The following is a 21,922-nucleotide window of genomic DNA, read 5'->3' as shown; positions in this document are numbered from 1 at the left end:
GTCAGACCTCCTCGGTGCCCACGAGCGCGAGGCTCTTCGTGGCGGCGGCCGGTTGGGTCGCCGGCGTCCGTCCCCTACGTCGTCCGGCCAGAACGGCGGCCAGCAGCACGAGCACGATCACCGCGCCCTGCAACACCTCGGCCAGCGACGACGGCACGTCGAGGGTGGCCTGCAAGGCCGTTCCGCCGACGTTCAACGACGCGAACACGATGGCCGTGAGGATCGCGAAGATCGGTGAGTTGCCCGCCAGCAGCGCGACCGCGATGCCGTTGAAGCCGACCCCGGCCTCGAAGCCGTCGCTCATCCAGGGAGCGGTCCCGGCGAAGAGCAGGGCCGCTCCGGCCAGACCGGCGAAGCCTCCGGAGATGACGATGGCGGCCACTCCGCCGCGCTTGGGGTCGATGCCCGACCAGCGAGCCGCCTCTCCGTTGCCGCCGGAGGCGCGCAGCCCGAACCCGAAGACGGTCCGGGACAGCAGCAGCACCACGATGACGGCGCAGATCGGCAGCAGCACGACGTCGTAGGACAGGGTCTGACCGGGGACGCCGGGAAAGCTCGGCCAGATCGTGGACAGCGGGAAGTTGTCCGTCTGGGGATCCTGGCTCGCCGAGCCCTGCAAGGGGCCGCGAACGAGCCAGGCCGCCACCTGCACCGCGACCAGGTTGAGCAGCAGCGAGGAAATGATCTCCAGCACGCCGCGCGAGGCCCACAGCCAGGCGGTCAGTCCCGCCCACAGCGCGCCGCCGGCGATTCCGGCGAGCGCGGTGGCCAGCACGGCCAGGGGACCGGGCAGGCCACCGCAGTGCAGGCCGATCGCCGTCGCCAGCGCGCCGCCAGCGATCACCTGCCCGGGGTAGCCGACGTGCAGGCGGCCGGCGCGGGTCGCCACGATCCAGCCGAGCGCGACCAGCAACAACGGCACGGCCTGGGTGAGGGTCGTCCCGGCATTGGCGCTGTTGCCGAAGGTGCCCTCCCAGAAGGCGGAGACGGCGGCCGCGGGCGCGACTCCGCTCGCGAGCAGGATCAGCGAGGCGATCAGCGCCGCAGCGACGATCACTCCCGCGGTGATCAGCACGCGCGGAAGTTGCTGTCTCATGAGCATGGCGTGTCCTCCGCTGAGGTCATGAGGGCGCCGATGCGCGTTCTCGTCGCGTCGTCCGCGTCCACCACGCCGGTGATCCGCCCATGGGCCAGGACGGCGATCCGGTCCGACATGGCGATGATCTCGTCGAGATCCATGGAGATGAGCAGGACCGCTCCGCCGCGCGCCCGATGTTCGCTGAGCTGCCGGTAGACGAAGTCGGTCGCACGCACGTCGAGGCCGCGCACCGGCTGCACGGCGATGAGCAGCGCCGGGTGGTCGGAGAACTCTCGCGCCAGCACGGCCTTCTGCTGGTTTCCACCGGACAGCCGGCCGATCGGGGTCTTCTCCGTGTCGGCTCGGATGTCGAACTCGGTCATCAGCCGCCGCGTCTCGGCGCGTGCCGCGGAGACGTTCAGGATGCCCCGGCGGCTCAGTGGCGGTCGCCGGAGCGCCCGCATCGTGACGTTCTCCCAGAGGGTCATGCCCGAGACGATCGCGACGTGGTGGCGGTCCTCGGGGATGAGCGCGCCGCCGGACTCGTAGAAGCGCCTCGGCGTACGATCCTCGAACGGCTCGCCGTCGAGCTCGATCCGGCCGGACAACGCCGGCCGGATTCCCATCACCGCCTCGACCAGCTCGTTCTGACCACTGCCTGCCACGCCGGCGATGCCGAGGATCTCCCCGGCACGGACCTCGAGGTCGATCCCGCTCAAGGCCGGCGGGCTCTTGGGGTCGAGCGGGTCACGGGCCACCGCCAGCCCTCGGATGCTCAGCACCGGCGGGCCCGGCTCGATGGGCGCCCGCGCCGGCCGCTCCGTGACCAGGCCGCCCACCATCATCGTCACCAGCTCGTCCGAGGTGACGTCCGCGACGAGCCCGGTCCCGACGACGGCTCCGGCCCGAAGGACGGTGAAGCGGTCGGCGACGGCGAACACTTCCGTGAGCTTGTGGGAGATGAGCACGATGGCGTGCCCCTCCGCCGCCAGCTTTCGCATCAGTGCGGCCAGCTCGTCCCATTCGCCGGGGCTCAACGCGGCGCTCGGTTCGTCGAAGATCAGAATCCGGGCGCCTCGGCACAGCAGCTTGACGATCTCCAGCCGCTGACGCTCGCCGATGGAGGCGTCGGCCACCAGGCGGTCGGGATCGATCCGCAGGCCCGTCGTGGCCGCGATCTGCTCCGAGCGCCGGCGTACGTCAGCCGTCGCGTTGCGCCACGGGAAGCGCGCCGGGCGCATCGCCAGGTTCTGCAGCTCCGTGAGCGTCGGCACGAGTGTGAAGTGCTGGTGCACCATGCCGATTCCGGCGCGCAGGGCGTGCTCCGGCTTTCTGAACCGGGTCGTCTCGTCGTCCAGCCGCATCTCGCCCTCGTCGGGCTGGTACAAGCCGGTGACGATACGCATCAGGGTCGTCTTCCCGGCGCCGTTCTCCCCGAGCAGCGCGTGGATCTCGCCCCGGTTGATGTCGAGGTCGACGCGATCGTTCGCGGTGAAGGCGCCGAAGCGTTTGGTGACTCCGCGGAGGCGGAGGGCCGGCGGGCGTACGACGGTGGAATCCGTTCGGTTGGACATCGCCAGCGGCCTAGCGCTGCGCGAAGGCGTACGACGGCTTCGGCAGCAGGACGTTCGCCGCCGGGGTGATCTCGTTGCCGATCAGCTGCTTGGTCACCTTGTCAGCGAGCTCCTTGGCCGCCGGCGTCGCCTTGCCCGGACAGAACTCGAACTTCACCGCGCCCTTGGCCAGGCCATAGCTGATCGCCCCGGCGGGAAGGTTTCCGGCCGCCGCGGCGGTCACCGAGTCCTGCAGGATCGCCGACCAGTTGACCACGCCGGAGCCGATGATGTTCTTGCCGGCCTTACAGTCCAGGCCGAAGACCTGATAGACGTCCACTGTCGAGCTCGCGGCGTCGGAGGCCTGGTAGACGCCCTGAGAACCGCTGTCCAGGTCGGACAGGATCGAGTCGACGCCAGTCGCGATCATCGCTTCGGCGGCCTGCTTCGCCTTGCCGACGTCGTTGTAGTCGCCTGTGTAGGTCTGCACCACCTTGGCGCCCGAGGTGTCGAGCCCGGCGCCCTGAACCATGCCGTAATACCAACTGGCGGAGGCCGGAACCTGCAGTCCCGCCAGCATCCCGAGCTTCTTCGACTTCGACAGCGTCGAGGCGACGGCACCGACGACGATGGCGTCGTAGCCGACGGCGGCGTCGACCGAGGTCACATTGTCGGCGAACGACTCCGTGTGCGCCGCGACCAGAATGAACCTGACCTTCGGGTACTTGGGCGCGACGACCTGCACGGCCTTGTTGAGTGACGCCCCGTCGGCCACGACGATCGAGTTGCCCGCGGCCAGTGTCTGCAGGCCCTTGATCTGTTCCTGGGAGTTGGAGACGTTGTCGACGATGGAGGAGAGCTTCAGGTTCTTCTGCGCGGCGATGGCCGCGTTCACCCCGGCCAGGCCGTACTGGGTGAATCCGCTGTCGTTGCGGGGGGCCTGGGAGATGAAGCCGATCGACACCGTCTGACTGGCCGGGCCGGTGCTGTCACTGGCCGTTGCGCTGCTCCCCGACGAAGTGCCACACGCGGCGAGCGTGAGCGTCAGGGCAGCGGCGGCTGAGGTAAGAGGAATCCTGGTGCGCATGGTGACCCTTTCCAACGCCCGGTACGCCGGGCGGGGCATGAGCTAGATATGGGAGGGCATGCTGGAAAACTGGTATGCCAGTTTGGGAGTTACCAGCACCATGTGGCCTGCATGGTGTCGTCAGATTTCCATCTACCATACTAGTTGTCAAGAGCTAGGAGCTGTCGCGTTGTCCTCGGGGTGTGGTGCGAAATGTGGCGACGTGAAGAGCTCGGGGCTCGCGCCTGATACCTATCTGACATGTCAGATGTGGTTCGGGCGCGTAACATTCCAGATGGTGCACCAAGCGCGCGCCTGCTCGGCGGGAGGCCGTGGGCGGTTAGCCGCGAGAGCTGTGGTCCCGGGGCGGCGGGACGCGTCCTCTAGCGGCACATGCGAAGGCGCCGTAAGCCGCGCCGCCCCGGAAGATCAGAGAGCGAACTTGACGCTGACCTCATCGGCCAGCTCCAGACGTCCCTGTTGAACGTGCGCCCTCATGGCGCGCTCCGCCGCGTCGGCGTCGTGGGCCCGGATCGCCTGGACGATGGCCCAGTGCTCGGCCAGCGACCGCTCCATACGCCCTTCGCGGCGGGTGACGATGGACGACAGAAGCCCCCGATGGAGCTGGTGGACGAGCAGGCGGTAGTGATCCGTCAGGCGCTCGTTGCTCGCCCCCTTGACGATCAGCTCGTGTAAACGCTCATCCGTCGCGCTGTAACCGTCGGTGTCGCCCGCCTGTGCGACCGTCGTCATCTCCACCATCGCCTCGTCGATCAGCGCGACGATCTCGTTGTTGGCGCGGTTGGCGCACAATCTGGCCGCCATGCCTTCCACGGCCTCGCGTACCTCGAACAGGTCGAGTATCTCGTGGCGGCTGGGGCGCCTGACGAACGTGCCGCGTCGGCGTTCGATGGTGACGAAGCCGGCGGTCTCGAGCTCTTTGAACGCCTCCCGTACGGGCATCCGGCTGACGCCGAACCGCTGTGCCAGGCGCGCCTCGGACAGTTTCTCGCCGTAAGCGATCGTTCCTGAGGCGATGTCCTGCCGGAGCTGTCTGACGATCGCGTCTTTCATCGAGCCGCCGTCGAGATCGTCGGCAGACAACGAACTCGCCGACGCGGGGGCTGTGCTTCGCGGCTTCTCGCCCGACGTGGCACCGCCGCCACTCGCCTGCGACCTCGCCATTCGACTGAGCCCCGTCCCCTCGTTGCGGCTGATAGCGGACTGAAGGCTACCATACCAGTTGGTCCGCCATGATCGAAGACCTGTCGCGCCGGGTATCAACGCGCGGCGGTACTGGGGCTGAGCGGGACATCGAAAGCGTCAGGGGCAATCCGCGAGTTCGGTCACCGTGAGGGCGCGCAGCAGGTGCGGGCGCAGGAGTTCCGCCCGCTGCCTGCGCACCCCGGCGGCGAGGGCGGCGTCGGTGAGCGCGGCCCCGATCCACTCGGCATCCACGCTCCGCCCGTCGCCCCGGCAGATCAGCGGCTCCCCAGCGGCCCGGCTGCCGCACAGCGCGCGCAACAGGTGGCGGACCTCCGGCGACACCGGGAACGCGACGATGCCGTCACGGCCGCCGCGCAGGGTGATCAGCGTGAGCTGGTCGTCGCTCGTCATGGGATGGACATCGTGGGCGGTCAGAGCGGCCAGCGCCTCCACGGAGGCGCCGGTGGCCTCCAGCAGCGCGACGGCGAGAGCCTCGGCCCACCGGCCGTCGTCGGCCAGCCGCATGACCCCCTTTCGCAGCAGGCGCCGCTCCGCCGGGGTCGGCGGAGGCGTGCCGGTCACGTCGCGGCGCGGCCGCACCGCGCCGTATCGCCAGGCGAAGGCGTAGAAGGAGGCCAGCGTGGCGCGCCGCCTGATCACCGTCGCCCTGGCCAAGGGCTTGCCGGGCGTGCTCACGCCGGTGATGAGGGCGGCATAGCAGTACGCGTCCAACTGGGCGTCAGATGCCGCGAGCAGTTCGAGGGCTGGTTCGGCCGCGTACAGCCAGCGCAGGTACGAGGCCAGGACCCGCAGGCGGGTCTGTCGCTGGGAAGCGGAGGAGTTGTCGCGCAGCCAGGCCGTCACCACATGTCGCGTCAGCGGATCCAGCGCGTCCACGAGGTCGACGTCGGCTCCGGGGACGTCACCCCCGTCACGAGGGCGCAGGCGCGGCCGCAATCCCGCGATCTGCCCGACGCTCGCCGGTTCGGGATCGCTCGCGGGCCTCATAGGGGCGGAGACGAGGTCGCCTCCGGACGTGCGGGGGACCCGCTTGGCGGTGTCTGCTTCGACCATGCTCAGCACGCGACCGACGCAGCGACCAGGGCGGCGTCGAACGTCGCGGAAGCCCCGCCGGCCGACCCGGAGGCGTGCGGGACGCGGCGGCCCAAACCTGACAGACCCATCATGATCTAGATGATCTCATGAAGCGTCACCAACAATCCTCGCTACCGGAGTCATCGACCCCGTCGATGACCCAGCGCATCGGCTCGATTACCCAGAGCGTGCGGAGTGCGGCATCCTGGTCCCGTGCGAAGTCGACGTCTTCGTCCCAAGCGCTCGCGGTGGACCGTGACCGCGGTGGTGGTCGCGGCGGGCGGCGGGCTGCTCGGCCTGGGGTTGCTCCTCCACCTGGAAGGGCCGACGGCAGCCGACCAAGGGTCGAGCATGCTGTCGGCGTCCGTCGCCGTCCTGGCCGCGGCCGCATCGCTGATTGGGTGGCTGCGCCGGCGCGGCGAGGACCGCACCGCGACTGGAGCGCCGGACGACGACCACGGACTACTGAAGGAACGGCGCCTGCGGTTCCTGGCCGCCAAGGTGTCCGAGCAGTGCGACGCCGAGAAGCGGCAGCGACGGCTCCTGGACCCCCTTCCGATGCCGGTCTCCTGGCACACGGTCGGCCCGCCGGCCTGCGACCACTGGCGGGTCATCCGCCAAGGCGACGGCGATGCCCCGCTGCGGCTGGATGGCACCCTGGACGACCTGCACCGCGTCGTGACCACGTCAGTGCCGACCCGGCGACTGGTCGTGCTCGGCGCACCCGGCTCAGGCAAGACCAGCTTGATCATCCGCTTCGCCCTGGCCTGCCTGGCCGCACCCGCCTCTGGAACGCGGCCAGTACCCGTGATCTTGAGACTGCCCACCTGGGACCCCACCGCGCAGACCCTGCGGCAATGGATCACGGAGCGGCTGGACCAGGACTACGGCGTCAGCGGATTCACCTGGATCGAGTCGCTGCTCCCGGTGCTGGACGGACTCGACGAGATGCCCGCCAGGGTCCGCGGGACGGCCCTGCGCGCCATCAACGCCGCGTTCACGCCCGGCGCTCCGCTGATCGTCACCAGCAGGAGCGGCGAATACCACGAGGCGGTACGAGACGCCGATGTGATCACAGGGGCCGCGGTGATCGAACTCGATCCGCTCTCCCCCGAGGAGATCTGTGCCTACTTGAGTGACGCGACGCGACCTGACCGGGTCGCGCGGTGGGAGAAGGTGTTCACCCGCATACGCCGCGAGCCTCGCGGCGAACTGGCGGCGACACTGTCGGTGCCGCTGAACCTGTCGCTGGCCCGCCTGGCCTACGCCGACGGCCAGGGCGATCCCGATCAGCTGCTGACCCTGCCCAGCGCCGCCGCCCTGCGGTCGTATCTGCTCGACCAGCTCCTCGGCGTCCTCTATCCCGACCTGCCCGAGGCCACTGCCGACGAACGCCCCTGGAACGGCCGGGACGCGCACCGCTGGCTCGCCTTCCTCGCCCGTCACCTGCACCGCCGCGACATCCACGACCTGGCCTGGTGGGAGCTGGCCCACGCCGTCCCCCGACGGGCCCGCGTCCTGATCTGGGCCGTCGCGGCCGGGATCGTGCTCGCGCTCGCCAACACGCTCGTGGGACTCCCCTGGAGCCTGACAGCCGAAGACCCCGCCACGAGAGCAGGGCAGGACCTGTTATGGGGTCTCGGGGGTGGGCTCGTGGTCGGAGCGGTGAACAGCCTTTGGACGCCGTTGTTCCCGAAAATCCCGAAGTTCCGCCGATTCGCCATCCGCCGAACGGGCCGGTCAGCGGGCCTGCGCATCTGCCTGGGTCTCGGCTCCGGGCTCCGGCGCGGGTTGAGGGGCGGGGTGGAGAGCGGTGTCCCCACCATGCTCATCATCACCCTGATCACCTGCTTGACCAGGCGCCCGCCCGGCGTATCGAGTGTGTCCGGCTACGTGCAGTACTCCGTTTCCCTGCTGCTGATCGCCTTCGCCTTCGGTTTCTGCTGTGGCTTCTTCTACAGCTTCGTCACCGGGCTCGGCGCTGAGTTCGTCACGGTCTTCGATGACATCGACACCGAGCGCGGGGCGACGCCCGCCGAGGTTCTCCGCTCGGACCGGAGCTGGACCACGACCGCCGCGCTCTTCGGCGCCGTCATCACCGCGTTCATGACCGCCATGTTCATCCCGTTCATGGACGGGGAGCCGCACGATGCGTGGCAGCTCGCCGACCGGGCCGTTCACGTCGGGGTGGCGGGTGGCCTCTGCGCGTGGCTGTGCACGGCGTACACCCAGTTCCTGCTCGCGCTGCTGTCTCTCGCGGCAGCCGGAAGGCTGCCTTGGCGGCCGATGGCGTTCTTGCAGGACGCCGCGCGGCGGGGGGCGCTGCGCCAGGTGGGCGGAGTGTTCCAGTTCCGCCACGCCCTGCTGCGAGACCGCCTGGCTCTCGGCGGTCCCGGCAGCGGGGGAGGGGCGGACCGGTGAAGGGCGCCCTACGTGACGATCTCCGTGGTCTCGCAGCCGATGAAGGTGTCCGCCTGCGCCGGCAGCCCCACGAGGTTGGAGGTGCAGTGGTCGGTGTCGGCGCCCCCGTCGACGGTGCCGCCGCCCCTGCCGGTGAGCTGGTCGTTGCCGCCCAGGCCCTGGATCTGGTCGTGGCCGCCCGAACCGTTGATGACGTTCGGGCCCGCGTTGCCGATGAGCACGTCGTCGGTGTTGGTGCCTTCCAGGTTCTCCACGTCCGCGGCGATGGTGTCGCGGGCCCCCGCGGGGCCGTCTTCGGAGCTGCCGTCGTCGCCGGTCGCGCCGTCGAGGTCGGCCCGGACGCTGAGCCGGTTCGATATCCCGGAGTAGGTGGCGGTGTCGGAACCGCCGCCGCCCTGCAGCACGTCGCTGCCGAACCCGCCGTTCAGCGTGTCGTCGCCGGAGCCGCCGACGAGCCGGTCGTCGCCGTTGTCGCCCATCAGGCGCGCGGCGAGGGCCGTGGTGTTCGTGATCACGTCGTTGCCGTCCAACCCGCGGATGGCCATGAACCCGGCGGGCGCGGGCGCGCAGCGTGCCTCGTGCGGGGTCACCAGGGTGCATCCGGGGCCCACGGTGAGCGTGGCGGCGGGGTCGGCGACGGTGAGGAACCCGTCGCCGGCGCTGATGGTGATCTGGTCGTCCACTCCCACGGGGGCGTCGTACTTGAGGACGCCCGCGGAACGCACCACACCGGGTTGGCAGTCGCCGTAGCAGGGCGCCGCCATCGCGGGCTGCATGGACAGAATGGCCGGCAGGGTGGCCAGCGCCGCCGCGCCCCCGAGCACCCGCAGCATGCCGCGCGGAACGCGGCCTGATCGACGTTCTGACATGTACGCCCCTTTTCTCGGGTGAGACGGTGCCTCATGAGCACTCACCCGGAAGGCGTTCCATCGAGTTCCAGCCGATGTTCGGCGACAGCTCCCGATGCCGTGCACCTGCGCCGGTTGCTGGCGCGGGTGCACGGAGGCCTCTATGGATCGTCCTGAGGGCGTTACTGCGCGCCTTGGCCGGCAGGGAGCTTTTCAGCGTGTGGCTCAGGGGCGGGCTCGGGGCTGGAGCCGTGTCCTTGGCAGAAGCCGTTGGTCACGATGAGCCGCCCACGAGTGGGCGTATAGGAGTCGGCTTGGGAGGAGACGATCACGCCCTGGCAGGTCGGGCAGACGAACGGAGGGTTGGCTGACATGAAAGCCCTTTCGGCACCATGGTAAGAGCGCTGAGTACGCGTTCCCGGGGGGAGGCTTCTATCCTGGAAACGAGTGTTCACACGCCTCACAGGACACCTTGCGATGTCCCCGGCGCGGGCCGCCGAGATCATCGTGTCCCTCGCGCACGGTGCGGGGGTGCCGCTGCGGCTGCCACTCGGGCGCGAGAACGCTGAGCATATCTCGGGTACGACGTAGGGGCGTGGTCAGGAGGCGATCGCCCGCGGTGCCGGATTCGAGGGCATCGGTCCGGCCCATCTAGGCTGGCTGTCATGGCCACCGACGATCTGATGTCCAGGGCGCTCGAAACGCTCGGGGACGACGGCCCGCTGTCGGTCGAGGCGATCCATCGTCTCGCCGACCTGGCCGACACGCCCGAGTCGATGATGATCAACGAGGTCGCCGACCTTCTCGACGTCTCGCCTCACACGCTGCGCTATTACGAGCGGGCCGGGCTGGTCGAGGTGCCCCGCGACGGCAACGGTCATCGCGTCTACGACGCCGGAGCGGTGCGGCGCCTGGTGTTCGTCACCAGGATGCGGCTGTCCGGCATGCCGATGCGTGACCTGCAGCACTACGTCTCGCTCGTCGACGCAGGGGAGCGCACGGTGCCCGAGCGGCTCGACATGCTGCTCGAACACCGCGACACCATCCGCCGCCGGATCCGTGAGCTGACCCTCTCCCTCACGGCGACCGAGTACAAGATCGCCACGTACGGGGGCTCGACCGGGTCGCACGTCGAGCACCTCGACCCCGCCACCCGCATCGACCGCACGACGCTGCCGCACCAGCCGACGCGCCGGGCACTACCGGCGGAGTGAGGGACGCCGGCGCTACTGGCGCAGTTCGAGCGAAAGGTGCGCGGACAGCGCGCGGAGGAAGCCGGGCGCGTCGAAGATCTCCCCGGCGGAGGCGACCCCGGTCGTCGTGGTCTGACCGGTGAGGATGCGGTGGACCGCCTCCACCGCCAGCGGCGCGCTGACGGCGTAGATGTCCTGGCCGCTCGCCGTGGCGCGCCGTTCCGCGCCGCCGGAGCGTACGACGACATCGACGACGAACCTCTGGTCGGAGCGTCCGCGCTCGTCGGCCGCCGCCGGCGCCGGCGTGTCCGGGGCCGACAGGTCCTCGACCGCCTCGACCGTCATGTACGAGCGCACCTCGGGGACCGCCAGGTGGCTGGGGATCGTGACGACGTCGGCCATGCTGAACTCCCCGAAGACGGGCCGCACGCCCGTCGGATCGGGAAACGTCCACTTCAGGGACGGCAGCTCGTCCTGGTGATACTCCAGCTTCCCGTTGGTGAAGCGGACCCGCCGGCCGTCCCGCCGCTCCCGGGAGACCTTGCCCGCGTCGCGCGTCCCCGCGGTGGGGTGCCAACTGCTCAGCGCGTACGCGACGTGCGCCTCGTCGGCGACCGTCCAGTCGCCCATCGCGGCGGTGGCCAGCAGGTCACCGAGACCGCCGAAGAAGGCCATCGCCGGAACGATCACGGCTCCGGCGGCACGGGCGCGGTCGGCGAAGTGCGCGAACGTATCGACATTGGCCTCGATCTCGGCCGCCACATCCACGTACGGGATCCCGGCGCGCAGAGCCGCCTCGATCACCGGGGCGGCGGTCGTGGCGAAGGGCCCGGCACAGTTGATCACAGCCGCCGTGCCGGCCAGCGCACGGTCGAGCGAGGCCGGATCGTCGACCGACGCCGGCCGGACATCCAGCCCCGGATCGGACGCGGCCAGCGCCCGCAGCTTGCCGGCGTCGCGGCCGGAGAGAACCGGGACGAACCCACGATCCCGCAGCTCCGCCACCACAAAGCGCCCGGTGTGCCCGTACGCGCCGAACACCGCGACCGCGTGACCCGATTCCATCAGTTCTCCCACCGTCTTCGAATGATGCGCTGAGGACATCCTGTCGATGGCGGCTGCCCGGTACGAGTGTCTGGAACGCCGTTATGCGTACAATTTCGGACATGGGTACTGTCGCGATTCCCGTCACCGACGGGATGCTGCACTTCGAGCTGTCCCTGGCCTACGAGGTCTTCGGTTCCGACCTGTCCCACATAGCCGACCCCTGGTATCGCGTGGTCACCTGCGGGCCGGGCGTCATACGGGTCGGCCGCTTCCGGCTGGAGTCCGACTGCGGGCTTGACCAGCTCTCGCGCGCCGACACCGTGATCGTCCCCGCGTGGGCCGATGTCGACCAGGACCCGCCCGCCGAGCTGGTCGACGCCGTGCGCGCGGCCCATGAGGCGGGCGCGCGCGTGGCCGCTCTCTGCACGGGCGCGTTCGTGCTGGCCGCCGCCGGCCTGCTGGACGGGCGGCGCGCGACCACGCATTGGGCGCACGCCCAGGTCCTGGCCACGCGCTATCCCCGGGTGGAGGTCGATCCGGACGTGCTCTACGTGGACAACGGCAGCGTGCTCACCTCAGCGGGAAAGGCGGCCGCGATGGACCTGTGCCTGCACCTCGTCCGCCTTGACCACGGCTCGGCGATCGCCAACACGGTTGCCCGCCGCCTGGTCGTGCCGCCGCACCGGGCCGGCGGCCAGGCCCAGTTCGTCTCGTCCCCGGTGCCCGCCCAGGAGAACCACCCGCTGGCCGAGTTGTTCCCCTGGGCGATCGAACGGCTGGACCATCCGCTGACCGTGGAGGACCTGGCCCGCCAGGTGACGATGAGTTCGCGCAATCTGGGCCGGCACTTCAGGTCGGTGACCGGAACCACTCCGCTGCAGTGGCTGCTGACTCAGCGGATCCGCCGCGCCCAGGAACTGCTGGAGACCACCGACGACAGCGTCGACGCCATCGCGGAAGCCACCGGCATGGGCACCGCCACGACGCTGCGCCGACACTTCAACCGCACTGTCGGCGTGCCCCCGGACACCTACCGCCGCACCTTTCGCAGCTCGCGCCCCGGCCTGGGGTCGCCCCGACCGGACGTCGGTGCTCCTCGATGATGACCAGAAGCCTCAGGGGGGTCAGGCGCGCATGTTCGCGCCGCCGTCGATGGCCCACACCTGGCCGTTGATCCACTCGGCGTCGTCGGACAGCAGGAAGGTCACGACCGCGGCCAGGTCGCTCGGGCGGCCCAGCCGGGTGGTGGGGACGTGCTCCAGGAACATCTTCTGGAGCTGGACGTCGTTCTGCGCCTCCTGCGTCTCGCCCATGACCAGGCCCGGCATCACTCCGTTGCAGCGCACGCCCTTGGGGCCGAAGCTCCCGGTTTCCGCGCCGTCGTCGAGATCGACGACCTGATGCTCGCCATCTCCATGGGCGAGGGCGCCGTCACCACCAACGACGCCGCCCAGCGCGACAATCGTCACAAGCGCGTACGGGAAATGCTGCACCGCGCCCTTTTCGCCCGCTGACGCCCTCGAGCGTTGGACGGCACCCTGCCTGGGCGGCCAGGTCAAACCTGACCGTGCGGTGCTTTGTCGTAGACCTTACGTGCGATGGCGGCCGGGCGGTGTGGTCCGGATAGCATTTTGTAGGTTCCCTACAACGAAGCGGCTCCGGCACGCGTCATGCGGACCATTGGTTAACCACACGGTAATCAAGCAGGGTATAGAAATCAGGGTGCAGGCGACGCTCCGGGACCCGGACGTCGCCTTCTGTGCGGGTACTTGGGAGGCTCAGCCGGTGTTCAGTCGTGTCGCCATCGTCAACCGTGGAGAGGCCGCTATGCGGCTCATCCACGCCGTCCGGGATCTTTCTGCAGAAACCGGGACACGGATCGAGACGGTCGCCCTCTACACCGACGCCGACCGCAACGCGACCTTCGTCCGTGAAGCGGACGTCGCCTACTCGCTGGGCCCCGCCTCGGCCCGCCCGTACCTCGACCACGCCGTCCTGGAACGCGCGCTGGTGGAGACCGGGGCCGACGCCGCGTGGGTCGGCTGGGGATTCGTCGCCGAGGACCCGGCGTTCGCCGAGTTGTGCGAGAAGATCGGCGTCACCTTCGTCGGGCCGAGCGCGGAGGCGATGCGCAAGCTCGGCGACAAGATCGGTGCGAAGCTGATCGCCGAGGAGGTCGGCGTCCCGGTCGCGCCGTGGAGCCGCGGCGAGGTCGCCACCCTCGAGGACGCGCTGCGCGCCGGCGAGGCGATCGGCTACCCGCTGATGCTCAAGGCGACCGCGGGCGGCGGCGGGCGCGGCATCCGCATGGTCGCGTCGGAGGAGGAGCTGGCCGACGCCTACGAGCGCACCAGCCAGGAGGCGCTGCGCGCGTTCGGCTCCGGCGTGGTCTTCCTGGAGCGCCTGGTCACCGGCGCCCGGCACGTCGAGGTCCAGGTCATCGCCGACGGGCAGGGCACCGCGTGGGCGCTGGGCGTCCGGGACTGCTCGGTGCAGCGGCGCAACCAGAAGATCATCGAGGAGTCAGCCTCCCCGGTCCTGGCGATCGAGCAGATCGCCGAGCTGAAGGCGTCGGCCGAGCGGCTCGCCGTGGCCGTCGAATACCGCGGCGCGTGCACCGTCGAGTTCCTCTACCACCCCGGCGAGAAGCTGTTCGCCTTCCTCGAGGTCAACACCCGGCTGCAGGTCGAGCACCCGATCACCGAGATCACCACCGGCACCGACCTGGTCCGGCTGCAGTTGCACGTGGCGGACGGCGGGAAGCTCGAAGGCGCCCAGCCGGGCGAGGCCGGCCACGCCATCGAGGCCCGGCTCAACGCCGAGGACCCCGACCGCGACTTCGCACCCGCTCCGGGTCGCATCGCGCGCCTGGTGCTGCCCGCCGGGCCCGGCATCCGAGTGGACACCGGCGTCAGCGAGGGTGACGTCATTCCGGCCGACTTCGACTCGATGATCGCGAAGGTCATCGCCTACGGCCGCGACCGCCGGCAGGCACTGGGCCGGCTGCGCCGCGCGATGGCCGAGACCACGGTGATCATCGAGGGTGGCGCGACCAACAAGAGCTTCGTCCTCGACCTGCTCGACCAGCCCGAGGTGATCGACGCGAGCGCCGACACCGGCTGGATCGACCGCGTACGCGCTGAGGGCCGCCTGGTCAGCCACCGGCACTCCGCGATCGCCCTGGCCGCCGCCGCGATCGAGGCGTACCAGGACGAGGAGGAGGTCAGCCGCCAGAAGCTGCTGGCCACCGCGCACGGCGGCCGTCCGCAGGTGCAGCACGACTCGAGCCGCCCCCTGAACCTCAAACTCCGCGGCGTCGGCTACCGGGTGAGCGTGGCCCGGGTCGGGCACAAGCGGTTCCGCGTCAGCGTCTCCGGCGGCGGTGACACCCCGGCGGACGTCGAGGTGGAGCGGTTCGACGCGCACAGCGGCCAGATCGCGGTCAACGGCCGCCGGTTCCGGCTGGTGTCGGCCACGCACGGTCCGATCCACCTGGTCGAGGTCGACGGCGTCACGCACCGGATCAGCCGCGACGAGGGCGGCGTCGTCCGTTCTCCCGCGCCCGCGCTGGTGGTCGCGACGCCGGTGTCGGCCGGCGACGAGGTCGAGTCGGGCGCGCCGCTCCTGGTGCTGGAGAGCATGAAGATGGAGACGGTGCTGCGCGCGCCGTTCCGCGCCCGCGTCCGTGAGTGCCCGGTGTCGGTGGGCAGCCAGGTCGAGACCGGCGCGCCGCTGATGCGACTGGAGCCGCTGCTCGACGAGGGCGCCGAGGAGGCGGAGTCCGCCACCGAGACCGTGGAGATCGAGCTGCCCGCCGAGCCCGCGGCGGCATCCGCGGCCGAGCGCGTCGAGCGCGGCCTGCAGGACCTGCGCAGCCTGCTGCTCGGCTTCGACGTCGACCCGCACGACCACAAGCGGGTGCTGTCCGCCTACCTGGCCGCGCGCGCCGAGCTGGGCGGCCGGCTGCTCGAGGGCGAGCTGGATCTGCTCACCGTGTTCGCCGACCTGTCCGAGCTGAGCCGCAACAAGCCGGGCGGCAAGCTCGACGTCGAGCCGGACAGCCAGGTGCACAGCCCGCGCGAGTTCTTCCACAGCTACCTGCAGAGCCTCGACGTCGAGCGCGCGGGCGTCAGCGAAAGCTTCCAGGCCAAGCTCACCAAGGTCCTGGCCCACTACGGCATCGCCGACCTCGACCGCACGCCGGAGCTGGAGGCCGCGGTCTTCCGGATCTTCCTGGCCCAGCAGCGGATGAGCACCGACGTCGCGATCGTGTCGGAGCTGCTGCGCCAGTGGCTGGCCGGCGCGCCGCCGCTCGAGTCGCTCAGTGAGCGCGCCGGGCTCACCCTCGAGCACCTGGTCGAGGCCACGCAGGTGCGCTTCCCCATGGTGTCCGACCTGGCCCGCGGCGTCGTGTTCCGCTGGTTCGCCCAGCCGTTGCTGCGCCGCAACCGCGCCAAGGTCTACGCCGCCGTACGCGACGACCTGCGTTACCTGGACCGCGAGCCGGACGCGCCGGACCGCGCCGAGCGGATCCAGGCCATGGTGGCCAGCGCCGAGCCGCTGGTCCGGCTGATCGGCCAGCGGATCGGCCGACCCGGGCGCGACCACGCGCCGCTGCTGGAGGTGCTGACCCGCCGCTACTACGGCAACCGCGGACTGTCCGAGGTCACCACGCGGGAGAGCGCGGGCTGCCGGTTCGTCACCGCCGAGCACACCGGCTCAGGCGGCGCGACACGCGTGGTCACCACCGCCGTCGACATCGCCGCCCTGCCCGACGCCATCGGCGCCGTCGCCGCGTTCGCCGCCGACGTCCCCGAGCGCGGGCTGGTCGCCGACCTCTACGTCACGTGGGAGGACCAGCCGGACGCCGACGCGATGGCGGTACGCCTCGGACAGCTTCTCGCCGAGTACCCGCCGCCCGCGGGCGTCCGCCGGATCACCACCACCGTCGCCGGCACCAGCGGCGCCGTGATGCACCACCACTTCACCTTCCGGCCCGACGGAGCCGGCGACGCGGGCTTCACCGAGGACCGGCTGATCCGCGGCCTGCACCCGCAGATCGCCCGGCGCCTGCAACTGCAGCGGCTGCGCGAGTTCGACCTGACCCGGCTGCCGTCCGCCGACGAGGAGATCTACCTGTTCAAGGCCGTGGCGCGGAGCAACCCGGCCGACGAGCGGCTCATCGCGATGGGCCAGGTCCGCGACCTCACGCCGCTACGCGAGGCGGACGGCAGGCTGGTCGCGCTGCCCGCGGTGGAGGACGCGATCACCGCGGGCCTGGACGCGATCCGCAACATCCAGTCGCAGCGACCCCAGAACAAGCGGTTCGACACCAACCGGATCATGATGTATGTCTGGCCGTCGACCGAGCTGTCCACCGACGAGCTCAACATGCTGGTCCAGCGCATCCTGCCGACCACCGCGGGCGCGGGGCTGGAGGAGGTCCTGTTCGTTGCCCGCCAGCGCACCTCCGCAGGTGAGCTGAGCGAGGTCGCCGTGCGGATCACCCTCGACCCGGGCCATGGCGCGCGCCTCTACGTCGACAAGCCGTCGACGGAGCCGGTGCAGCCGCTGGACGACTACCGCCAGAAGGTGCTGCGCGCGGCCCGGCGCGGGAACGTCTACCCGTACGAGCTGACCGGCCTGCTCACCGGGCCGGAGGGCGGCTTCGTCGAGCACGACCTCGACGAGCGCGGCGCGCTCGTGCCGGTGGACCGGCCGAAGGGGAAGAACTCCGCGGCGATCGTGGCCGGCGTCGTCACGACGCCGACCGAGCGGCACCCCGAAGGCGTCACCCGCGTCGTCCTGCTCGGCGACCCGACCAAGGCGCTGGGCGCGCTGTCGGAACCGGAGTGCTCGCGGGTGATCGCCGCGCTCGACCTCGCCGAGCGGATGCGGGTGCCGCTGGAGTGGTTCGCGCTGTCGGCGGGCGCGCGCATCTCGATGACCTCGGGCACCGAGAACATGGACTGGGTCGCGGCCGCGCTCAAGCGGATCGTCACGTTCACCCAGGCGGGCGGCGAGATCAACATCGTGGTCGCCGGGATCACCGTCGGCGCCCAGCCGTACTGGAACGCCGAAGCGACGATGCTCATGCACACCAAGGGCATCCTGGTGATGACGCCGGACTCGGCGATGGTGCTCACCGGCAAGCACTCGCTGGACTTCTCCGGCGGCGTGTCGGCCGAGGACAACTTCGGCATCGGCGGCTACGACCGCGTCATGGGGCCGAACGGCCAGGCGCAGTACTGGGCGCCCACCCTGCCGGCCGCCCGCGACGTGCTGATGGCGCACTACGACCACACCTACATCGTGCCCGGCGAGACGGCGCCGCGCCGGGCCTGCACCACCGACCCGGCCGACCGCGACGTCTCCGCGTTTCCGCACGCGATCGCCGGCAGCGACTTCACCACCGTCGGCCAGATCTTCTCGGCCGAGCACAACCCGGACCGCAAGAAGCCGTTCGACATCCGCACGGTGATGCGCGCCGTGTCCGACCAGGATCACCCGGTGCTGGAGCGCTGGGCGGGCATGGCTGACGCGGAGACGTCCGCGGTGCAGGACGCGCACATCGGCGGCTGGCCGGTCTGCCTGATCGGCATCGAGTCGCGGTCGGTGCCGCGGCGCGGCTTCCCGCCCACCGACGGGCCGGACACCTACACCGCGGGCACGCTGTTCCCGCGGTCGTCGAAGAAGACCGCGCGGGCGATCAACTCGGCCTCCGGCAACCGGCCGCTGGTGGTGCTGGCGAACCTGTCCGGGTTCGACGGCTCGCCGGAGTCGATGCGCAAGCTCCAGCTCGAGTACGGCGCGGAGATCGGCCGGGCGATCGTCAACTTCGACGGGCCGATCGTGTTCTGCGTGATCTCCCGCTACCACGGCGGCGCGTTCGTGGTGTTCTCCAAGGCGCTCAACCCGAACCTGACCGTGCTGGCGCTGGAGGGCTCGTTCGCCTCGGTGCTCGGCGGTGCTCCAGCGGCTGCCGTGGTGTTCGCCGGTGAGGTGAACAACCGCACCGCGACCGATCCGCGGGTGACCGAGCTGCAGAGGCAGGTTTCGGCGGCCAGCGGCGCCGCGCGGGCGGCGCTGAACGCCCAGCTCGCCGAGGTGCGCTCCGCCGTCCGGGCGGAGAAGCTCGGGGAGCTCGCCGCGGAGTTCGACCGGGTGCACAGCATTCAGCGCGCGGTCGAGGTCGGCTCGGTGGACGCGATCATCAGCGCCGCCGAGCTGCGACCGCGGATCATCGAGGCCATCGAGCACGGCATGAAGCGCTGACGCTTCCCGGCCCGGCCGGCCCGGCTCCGAGGGTCAGTAAGCCTCGTCCTGGGCGGGCCGGGCGGTGCTGTGGCGCAGCATCAGATCGGCGCAGAAGTAGCACTTGTAGATGATGGTCGCCACCTCCCGCCAGTCCCGGCGCAGCACCAGCAGTCGCAGCATGACGTACGGAATGCGCGCGTCCAGCTCGTCCAGCAGCACCGCCCACTCGTACCTGTCGGGCAGGGCCACCCGCTTGCGCGCCAGCGCCCGGAGCATGTCCGCGTCGATGCCGGGAAACTCCTGCGGTGCGGAGTCAGCCAGGGCGCCGATCTCCCGATCGCAACGCAGGTGAATGTCGTGGATCTCCTCGCGCAGGTCGTGGAGGCCGGAGAAGTAGAAGCGCAGGAGCTCTCCCGGCTGGTCGGAGTCCGGCATGGCGTCGTCCAGCAGTTCCGCCAGCGCGTCCGGCAGCGCCTGGAACCGGGCGACGCGGTCCGCCTCCGTCCCCTCGGGGTCGAGCCTGGGGACGTGCCCGAACGAGCGCCGGCGCGCGGGCGGGGAGGCGAAGAACATCACGAGGATCGCGGCGATGACCGCCAGCGAGATCACGACCACCGCGACGATGAGCCAGATCAGGACGGTCCCGGCGAACTGGAACGCCGACGAGACGATTCCGCCCACCGCCGAGTAGCGGATCGCCGCCCACACCAGGGCGGCGACCGCTCCGCAGAACGCCAGCAGCTTGGTCAGCCGCCACCCCGACTGCGAGCCGATGAACGCCAGCAACACCGCGAGCACGAGGGCGACCAGCGGCCGCTCCAGGAAGGACACCACCCCGTCCCATTTCAGCTCGCGCAGCAGCTGCCCCGGGGACTTGCCCAGGGACGCGTACGTGATGCCCGTCCACACCAGCTCCGCTATGGCGAGACCGAGCAGAACCACGCGCAGCAGGCATGATCTGCTGACTGACGCCAGCACCGTGAGGAGCACGACGACGACCACGGCTGTGAGCGGGTCGGCCAGCGCGTCCCACACCCCGGTAGCGGTCAGAGCCATGACGGCACCACCCCGTAGACGACTTGCTCGCATTCTCAGGTGGCCGGTACGCGCTGGCAAGCGACCCGAAGACGCCGATGGCGTCATCGAGGTCTTCGACGAGTTCTTCCCGGACGTACGGCCGCCGCGCTGCGTGAGCAAGCTGGGCGTCGACCGGCCGGGGATTCTGGTGTCGATCGCGATGGTGGCTGTCACAGACTGATCAGCGGCTTGGTCACGGCAACGTCACCATCCGACTACAGCTACGGAGAGTAATTGATCGCATGCTTTCTGTGATACGGCTGCCGGGCCGAAACCCGGTCAGCCGGCTCATCGCACCCGAAGGATAGGGAGAAGACATGCGGATGCTTCGCACCCGGCTGGCCGTCCTGGCCGCGACCCTGGCCGTTGCCCTGACCCCCTGGCTCGCTGACGCCTCCTGCGCCACCGCCCGTCAGGCCCCGTCGCCCATCAGTGGCGTGGTGATCCTCAAGATCGGCGGAGGGCACGTGGTGAACGTCGGCAACAAGCTCTTCGCGGCCCTGCTGCCCCACCCTCTGCCCACCAAGTTCCGTGTCGTCAACACCCCTGAGGGCGTCCGGTTCCGGGACGAGAGAACCGGTGGCGTGGTGTACGCCGACCCCAGCCTTGAGCCCTTCTCCCAACTCTCCGTGAGCGAGCCCGGCCAGATCCCGCCTTACTCGACCTGGATCCTCGAATCCCCGGAGGGCGACGCAGACGAAGGAGACGAGCTCTCCGCCGGCGCGAAGGTCGTCACCATCAAACTGGCGGGCACCGACCAGTACATCGGACGGCACTTCGCCGAGGACCGCAGCCTGCTGCCCAAGCGGGTCCTGCTGCTTCCTCCGGGGGTCCAGGCCCCGCTGTGGACCGTCGAGTCTGTCGGCTGATCTCGCGCGTCTTCACCAGAGGCGTGTTGCTCGCCCCTGCCGGTACGTCACGTCCGGCAGGGGCTGTTACTGGAGCACCGCGCGGCCATATCTTCTAACGCGGAAATGACCGGAGGTTCGGGCCGAAAACAAGCCCGACTTTCCGTGGATGTCGGCGTGGCAAAAAGGGGTCACACGCCTTGTCCGGCCGGGCTTATAGGAGCACAGTCGAGGCACCGTCTACAGAAATGGAGTCGTTTATGGACGGCACGGTCACGCCACATCGCCGCGCGAAAAACCTCGTACGACGTCTCTTATCGGCCGGCCTCGCAATGTTCGTCGTAGCCTTTCTCGTCGCGCCGCCCGCCCGGGCCCAGGTACTGCCGACGCCGAAGGAATTCGTGACGAACCTCGACCTGGAATGCTTCAGGACCACCCTGTACCAGCCGCCGGCCACCACGCTGCTGTTGCGGCACCTCAACCCCGTACTCGCCAATCAGCCGACCGTGCAGGTCACGCTCGGACAGCGCGAGCAACTGTGCGTCCCGGTGGCCAAGAACAACGTGATCCCGCCGCCGACCGCCCTCGATTTCATCAGGTTCGTCGACCTGTCCTGCTACAAGGTCACTGGTCCCTCGCTCAACCTGCCCCTGGCGCTGCGCCATCTCAACCCGGTCCTGCAGAATGTGCCGGGCATAGGGGTCACCCTGAACGTGCCTCAGCACCTGTGCGTCCCGGTGGCCAAGAACGGGGTGGTCCCCGCCCCGGACGTCGTGCGGCTCATCTCGCACATCGACCTGCTGTGCTACGCCCACACGCCGAACCCGGTCATGAACGTCGGCCTTTCCCTCACCCAGCTCAACCCGGTGCTGACCAACCAGATCCCGGCCGCGGACGTCCGGGTCGCCAATGCCCGCCAACTCTGCGTACCGGTGCAGAAGTCCGGTGACGACATCCCGGCGGACGTGCTGAACATCGTGCAATGGGTCGATCTGGAGAAGTTCGACATCCTCGCCCCGACCATCTCTGCGGTGGGGCTGACCCTCACCCACCTCAACCCGGTGCTGGCGAGGCTGCCGGCAGAGGACGCGAGACTGACCGGTGCCTTGCAGTTGGCCGTACCAGTCTCCAAAAACGGGCTGACCCCGCCGAGCTGAGCCATTCGTGATGGTGATCGGCTACTGCCGGGGGGGGGGGGGGGGGGGGGAGGCGCGAGGGCGGGCGCGCCCCGCG

At 70.1% G+C, this 21,922-nt stretch carries 16 protein-coding genes; 7 read left to right on the top strand and 9 right to left on the bottom strand.

What is annotated here, in order from left to right:
* Nucleotide 1 precedes the first annotated feature (1 nt).
* From KLK06_RS41605 to KLK06_RS41585, 5 genes are all read right to left on the bottom strand, one after another.
* Nucleotides 2-1,096, bottom strand: coding sequence for an ABC transporter permease (locus tag KLK06_RS41605; RefSeq protein WP_214641211.1), 1,095 nt, complete (start codon nt 1,094-1,096; stop codon nt 2-4).
* The gene (locus KLK06_RS41600; RefSeq protein WP_214641210.1) at nt 1,093-2,652 is read right to left on the bottom strand and encodes an ABC transporter ATP-binding protein; all 1,560 of its coding nucleotides are present in this window, start codon (nt 2,650-2,652) and stop codon (nt 1,093-1,095) included. Before KLK06_RS41600 ends, KLK06_RS41605 begins: the two co-directional genes overlap by 4 nt.
* Nucleotides 2,653-2,662: 10 nt before the next feature.
* The gene (locus KLK06_RS41595) at nt 2,663-3,718 is read right to left on the bottom strand and encodes a BMP family protein (RefSeq protein WP_214641209.1); all 1,056 of its coding nucleotides are present in this window, start codon (nt 3,716-3,718) and stop codon (nt 2,663-2,665) included.
* A 408-nt stretch (nt 3,719-4,126) separates the two neighbouring features.
* Entirely contained in the window at nt 4,127-4,771 is a 645-nt protein-coding gene (locus KLK06_RS41590; protein WP_214641208.1) for a GntR family transcriptional regulator, read from the bottom strand.
* Between the two features lie 249 nt (nt 4,772-5,020).
* Entirely contained in the window at nt 5,021-5,977 is a 957-nt protein-coding gene (locus tag KLK06_RS41585; RefSeq protein ID WP_214641207.1) for a hypothetical protein, read from the bottom strand.
* 234 nt (nt 5,978-6,211) lie between these two features.
* Here KLK06_RS41585 and KLK06_RS41580 point away from each other — a divergent pair, with 234 nt between their 5' ends.
* The gene (locus KLK06_RS41580; protein ID WP_214641206.1) at nt 6,212-8,419 is read left to right on the top strand and encodes an NACHT domain-containing NTPase; all 2,208 of its coding nucleotides are present in this window, start codon (nt 6,212-6,214) and stop codon (nt 8,417-8,419) included.
* Nucleotides 8,420-8,427: 8 nt separating this feature from the next.
* On the opposite strand, the gene KLK06_RS41575 is transcribed toward KLK06_RS41580, so the two are convergent.
* Nucleotides 8,428-9,288 (bottom strand): hypothetical protein, encoded by an 861-nt coding sequence (locus KLK06_RS41575; protein WP_214641205.1) that lies wholly within the window; start codon nt 9,286-9,288, stop codon nt 8,428-8,430.
* Nucleotides 9,289-9,932: 644 nt separating this feature from the next.
* Between KLK06_RS41575 and KLK06_RS41570 the strand changes: the two genes are divergently transcribed.
* The gene (locus tag KLK06_RS41570) at nt 9,933-10,481 is read left to right on the top strand and encodes a MerR family transcriptional regulator (protein WP_214641204.1); all 549 of its coding nucleotides are present in this window, start codon (nt 9,933-9,935) and stop codon (nt 10,479-10,481) included.
* Between the two features lie 12 nt (nt 10,482-10,493).
* Here KLK06_RS41570 and KLK06_RS41565 read toward each other — a convergent pair whose 3' ends face one another.
* Nucleotides 10,494-11,525 (bottom strand): trans-acting enoyl reductase family protein, encoded by a 1,032-nt coding sequence (locus tag KLK06_RS41565; RefSeq protein WP_214641203.1) that lies wholly within the window; start codon nt 11,523-11,525, stop codon nt 10,494-10,496.
* A 101-nt stretch (nt 11,526-11,626) separates the two neighbouring features.
* Here KLK06_RS41565 and KLK06_RS41560 point away from each other — a divergent pair, with 101 nt between their 5' ends.
* Nucleotides 11,627-12,610, top strand: a complete 984-nt coding sequence (locus tag KLK06_RS41560) for a helix-turn-helix domain-containing protein (RefSeq protein WP_214641202.1) — start codon at nt 11,627-11,629, stop codon at nt 12,608-12,610.
* Between the two features lie 21 nt (nt 12,611-12,631).
* Here the strand turns inward: KLK06_RS41560 and KLK06_RS61940 are convergent, their stop codons facing one another.
* Entirely contained in the window at nt 12,632-12,976 is a 345-nt protein-coding gene (locus tag KLK06_RS61940; protein WP_214641201.1) for an SDR family oxidoreductase, read from the bottom strand.
* A gap of 316 nt (nt 12,977-13,292) precedes the next feature.
* On the opposite strand from KLK06_RS61940, the gene KLK06_RS41550 reads away from it, so the two are divergent.
* Nucleotides 13,293-18,782 (top strand): biotin carboxylase N-terminal domain-containing protein, encoded by a 5,490-nt coding sequence (locus tag KLK06_RS41550; RefSeq protein WP_214641200.1) that lies wholly within the window; start codon nt 13,293-13,295, stop codon nt 18,780-18,782.
* A 33-nt stretch (nt 18,783-18,815) separates the two neighbouring features.
* Here KLK06_RS41550 and KLK06_RS41545 read toward each other — a convergent pair whose 3' ends face one another.
* Nucleotides 18,816-19,820, bottom strand: a complete 1,005-nt coding sequence (locus tag KLK06_RS41545) for a hypothetical protein (RefSeq protein ID WP_214641199.1) — start codon at nt 19,818-19,820, stop codon at nt 18,816-18,818.
* On the opposite strand from KLK06_RS41545, the gene KLK06_RS41540 reads away from it, so the two are divergent.
* From KLK06_RS41540 to KLK06_RS41530, 3 genes are all read left to right on the top strand, one after another.
* Complete coding sequence (locus KLK06_RS41540; protein WP_214641198.1) at nt 19,819-20,022, top strand: hypothetical protein; 204 nt, start codon at nt 19,819-19,821, stop codon at nt 20,020-20,022. The two genes, KLK06_RS41545 and KLK06_RS41540, sit on opposite strands and share 2 nt — an antisense overlap.
* A gap of 136 nt (nt 20,023-20,158) precedes the next feature.
* The gene (locus KLK06_RS41535; RefSeq protein WP_214641197.1) at nt 20,159-20,710 is read left to right on the top strand and encodes an I66 family serine proteinase inhibitor; all 552 of its coding nucleotides are present in this window, start codon (nt 20,159-20,161) and stop codon (nt 20,708-20,710) included.
* A gap of 311 nt (nt 20,711-21,021) precedes the next feature.
* Nucleotides 21,022-21,846 carry a hypothetical protein gene (locus tag KLK06_RS41530; RefSeq protein WP_250906829.1) on the top strand — a complete coding sequence of 275 codons (825 nt, stop codon included), beginning with the start codon at nt 21,022-21,024 and terminating at the stop codon, nt 21,844-21,846.
* The last annotated feature ends 76 nt before the right edge of the window (nt 21,847-21,922 follow it).

The organism is Nonomuraea sp. NEAU-A123, from assembly GCF_018603905.1.
In the GTDB taxonomy this organism is placed as follows: domain Bacteria; phylum Actinomycetota; class Actinomycetes; order Streptosporangiales; family Streptosporangiaceae; genus Nonomuraea.
The sequence above is the reverse complement of the archived record's forward strand: the minus strand, read 5'-3'. Positions and strand labels throughout refer to the sequence as shown.

Coding starts and splice junctions, on each gene's coding strand:
- KLK06_RS41605 (WP_214641211.1), bottom strand. CDS start 1,096: ATGAGACAGCAACTTCCGCGCGTGCTGATCACCGCGGGAGTGATCGTC.
- KLK06_RS41600 (WP_214641210.1), bottom strand. CDS start 2,652: ATGTCCAACCGAACGGATTCCACCGTCGTACGCCCGCCGGCCCTCCGC.
- KLK06_RS41595 (WP_214641209.1), bottom strand. CDS start 3,718: ATGCGCACCAGGATTCCTCTTACCTCAGCCGCCGCTGCCCTGACGCTC.
- KLK06_RS41590 (WP_214641208.1), bottom strand. CDS start 4,771: ATGAAAGACGCGATCGTCAGACAGCTCCGGCAGGACATCGCCTCAGGA.
- KLK06_RS41585 (WP_214641207.1), bottom strand. CDS start 5,977: ATGGTCGAAGCAGACACCGCCAAGCGGGTCCCCCGCACGTCCGGAGGC.
- KLK06_RS41575 (WP_214641205.1), bottom strand. CDS start 9,288: ATGTCAGAACGTCGATCAGGCCGCGTTCCGCGCGGCATGCTGCGGGTG.
- KLK06_RS41570 (WP_214641204.1), top strand. CDS start 9,933: ATGGCCACCGACGATCTGATGTCCAGGGCGCTCGAAACGCTCGGGGAC.
- KLK06_RS41565 (WP_214641203.1), bottom strand. CDS start 11,525: ATGGAATCGGGTCACGCGGTCGCGGTGTTCGGCGCGTACGGGCACACC.
- KLK06_RS41560 (WP_214641202.1), top strand. CDS start 11,627: ATGGGTACTGTCGCGATTCCCGTCACCGACGGGATGCTGCACTTCGAG.
- KLK06_RS41540 (WP_214641198.1), top strand. CDS start 19,819: ATGACGGCACCACCCCGTAGACGACTTGCTCGCATTCTCAGGTGGCCG.
- KLK06_RS41545 (WP_214641199.1), bottom strand. CDS start 19,820: ATGGCTCTGACCGCTACCGGGGTGTGGGACGCGCTGGCCGACCCGCTC.
- KLK06_RS41535 (WP_214641197.1), top strand. CDS start 20,159: ATGCGGATGCTTCGCACCCGGCTGGCCGTCCTGGCCGCGACCCTGGCC.
- KLK06_RS41530 (WP_250906829.1), top strand. CDS start 21,022: ATGTTCGTCGTAGCCTTTCTCGTCGCGCCGCCCGCCCGGGCCCAGGTA.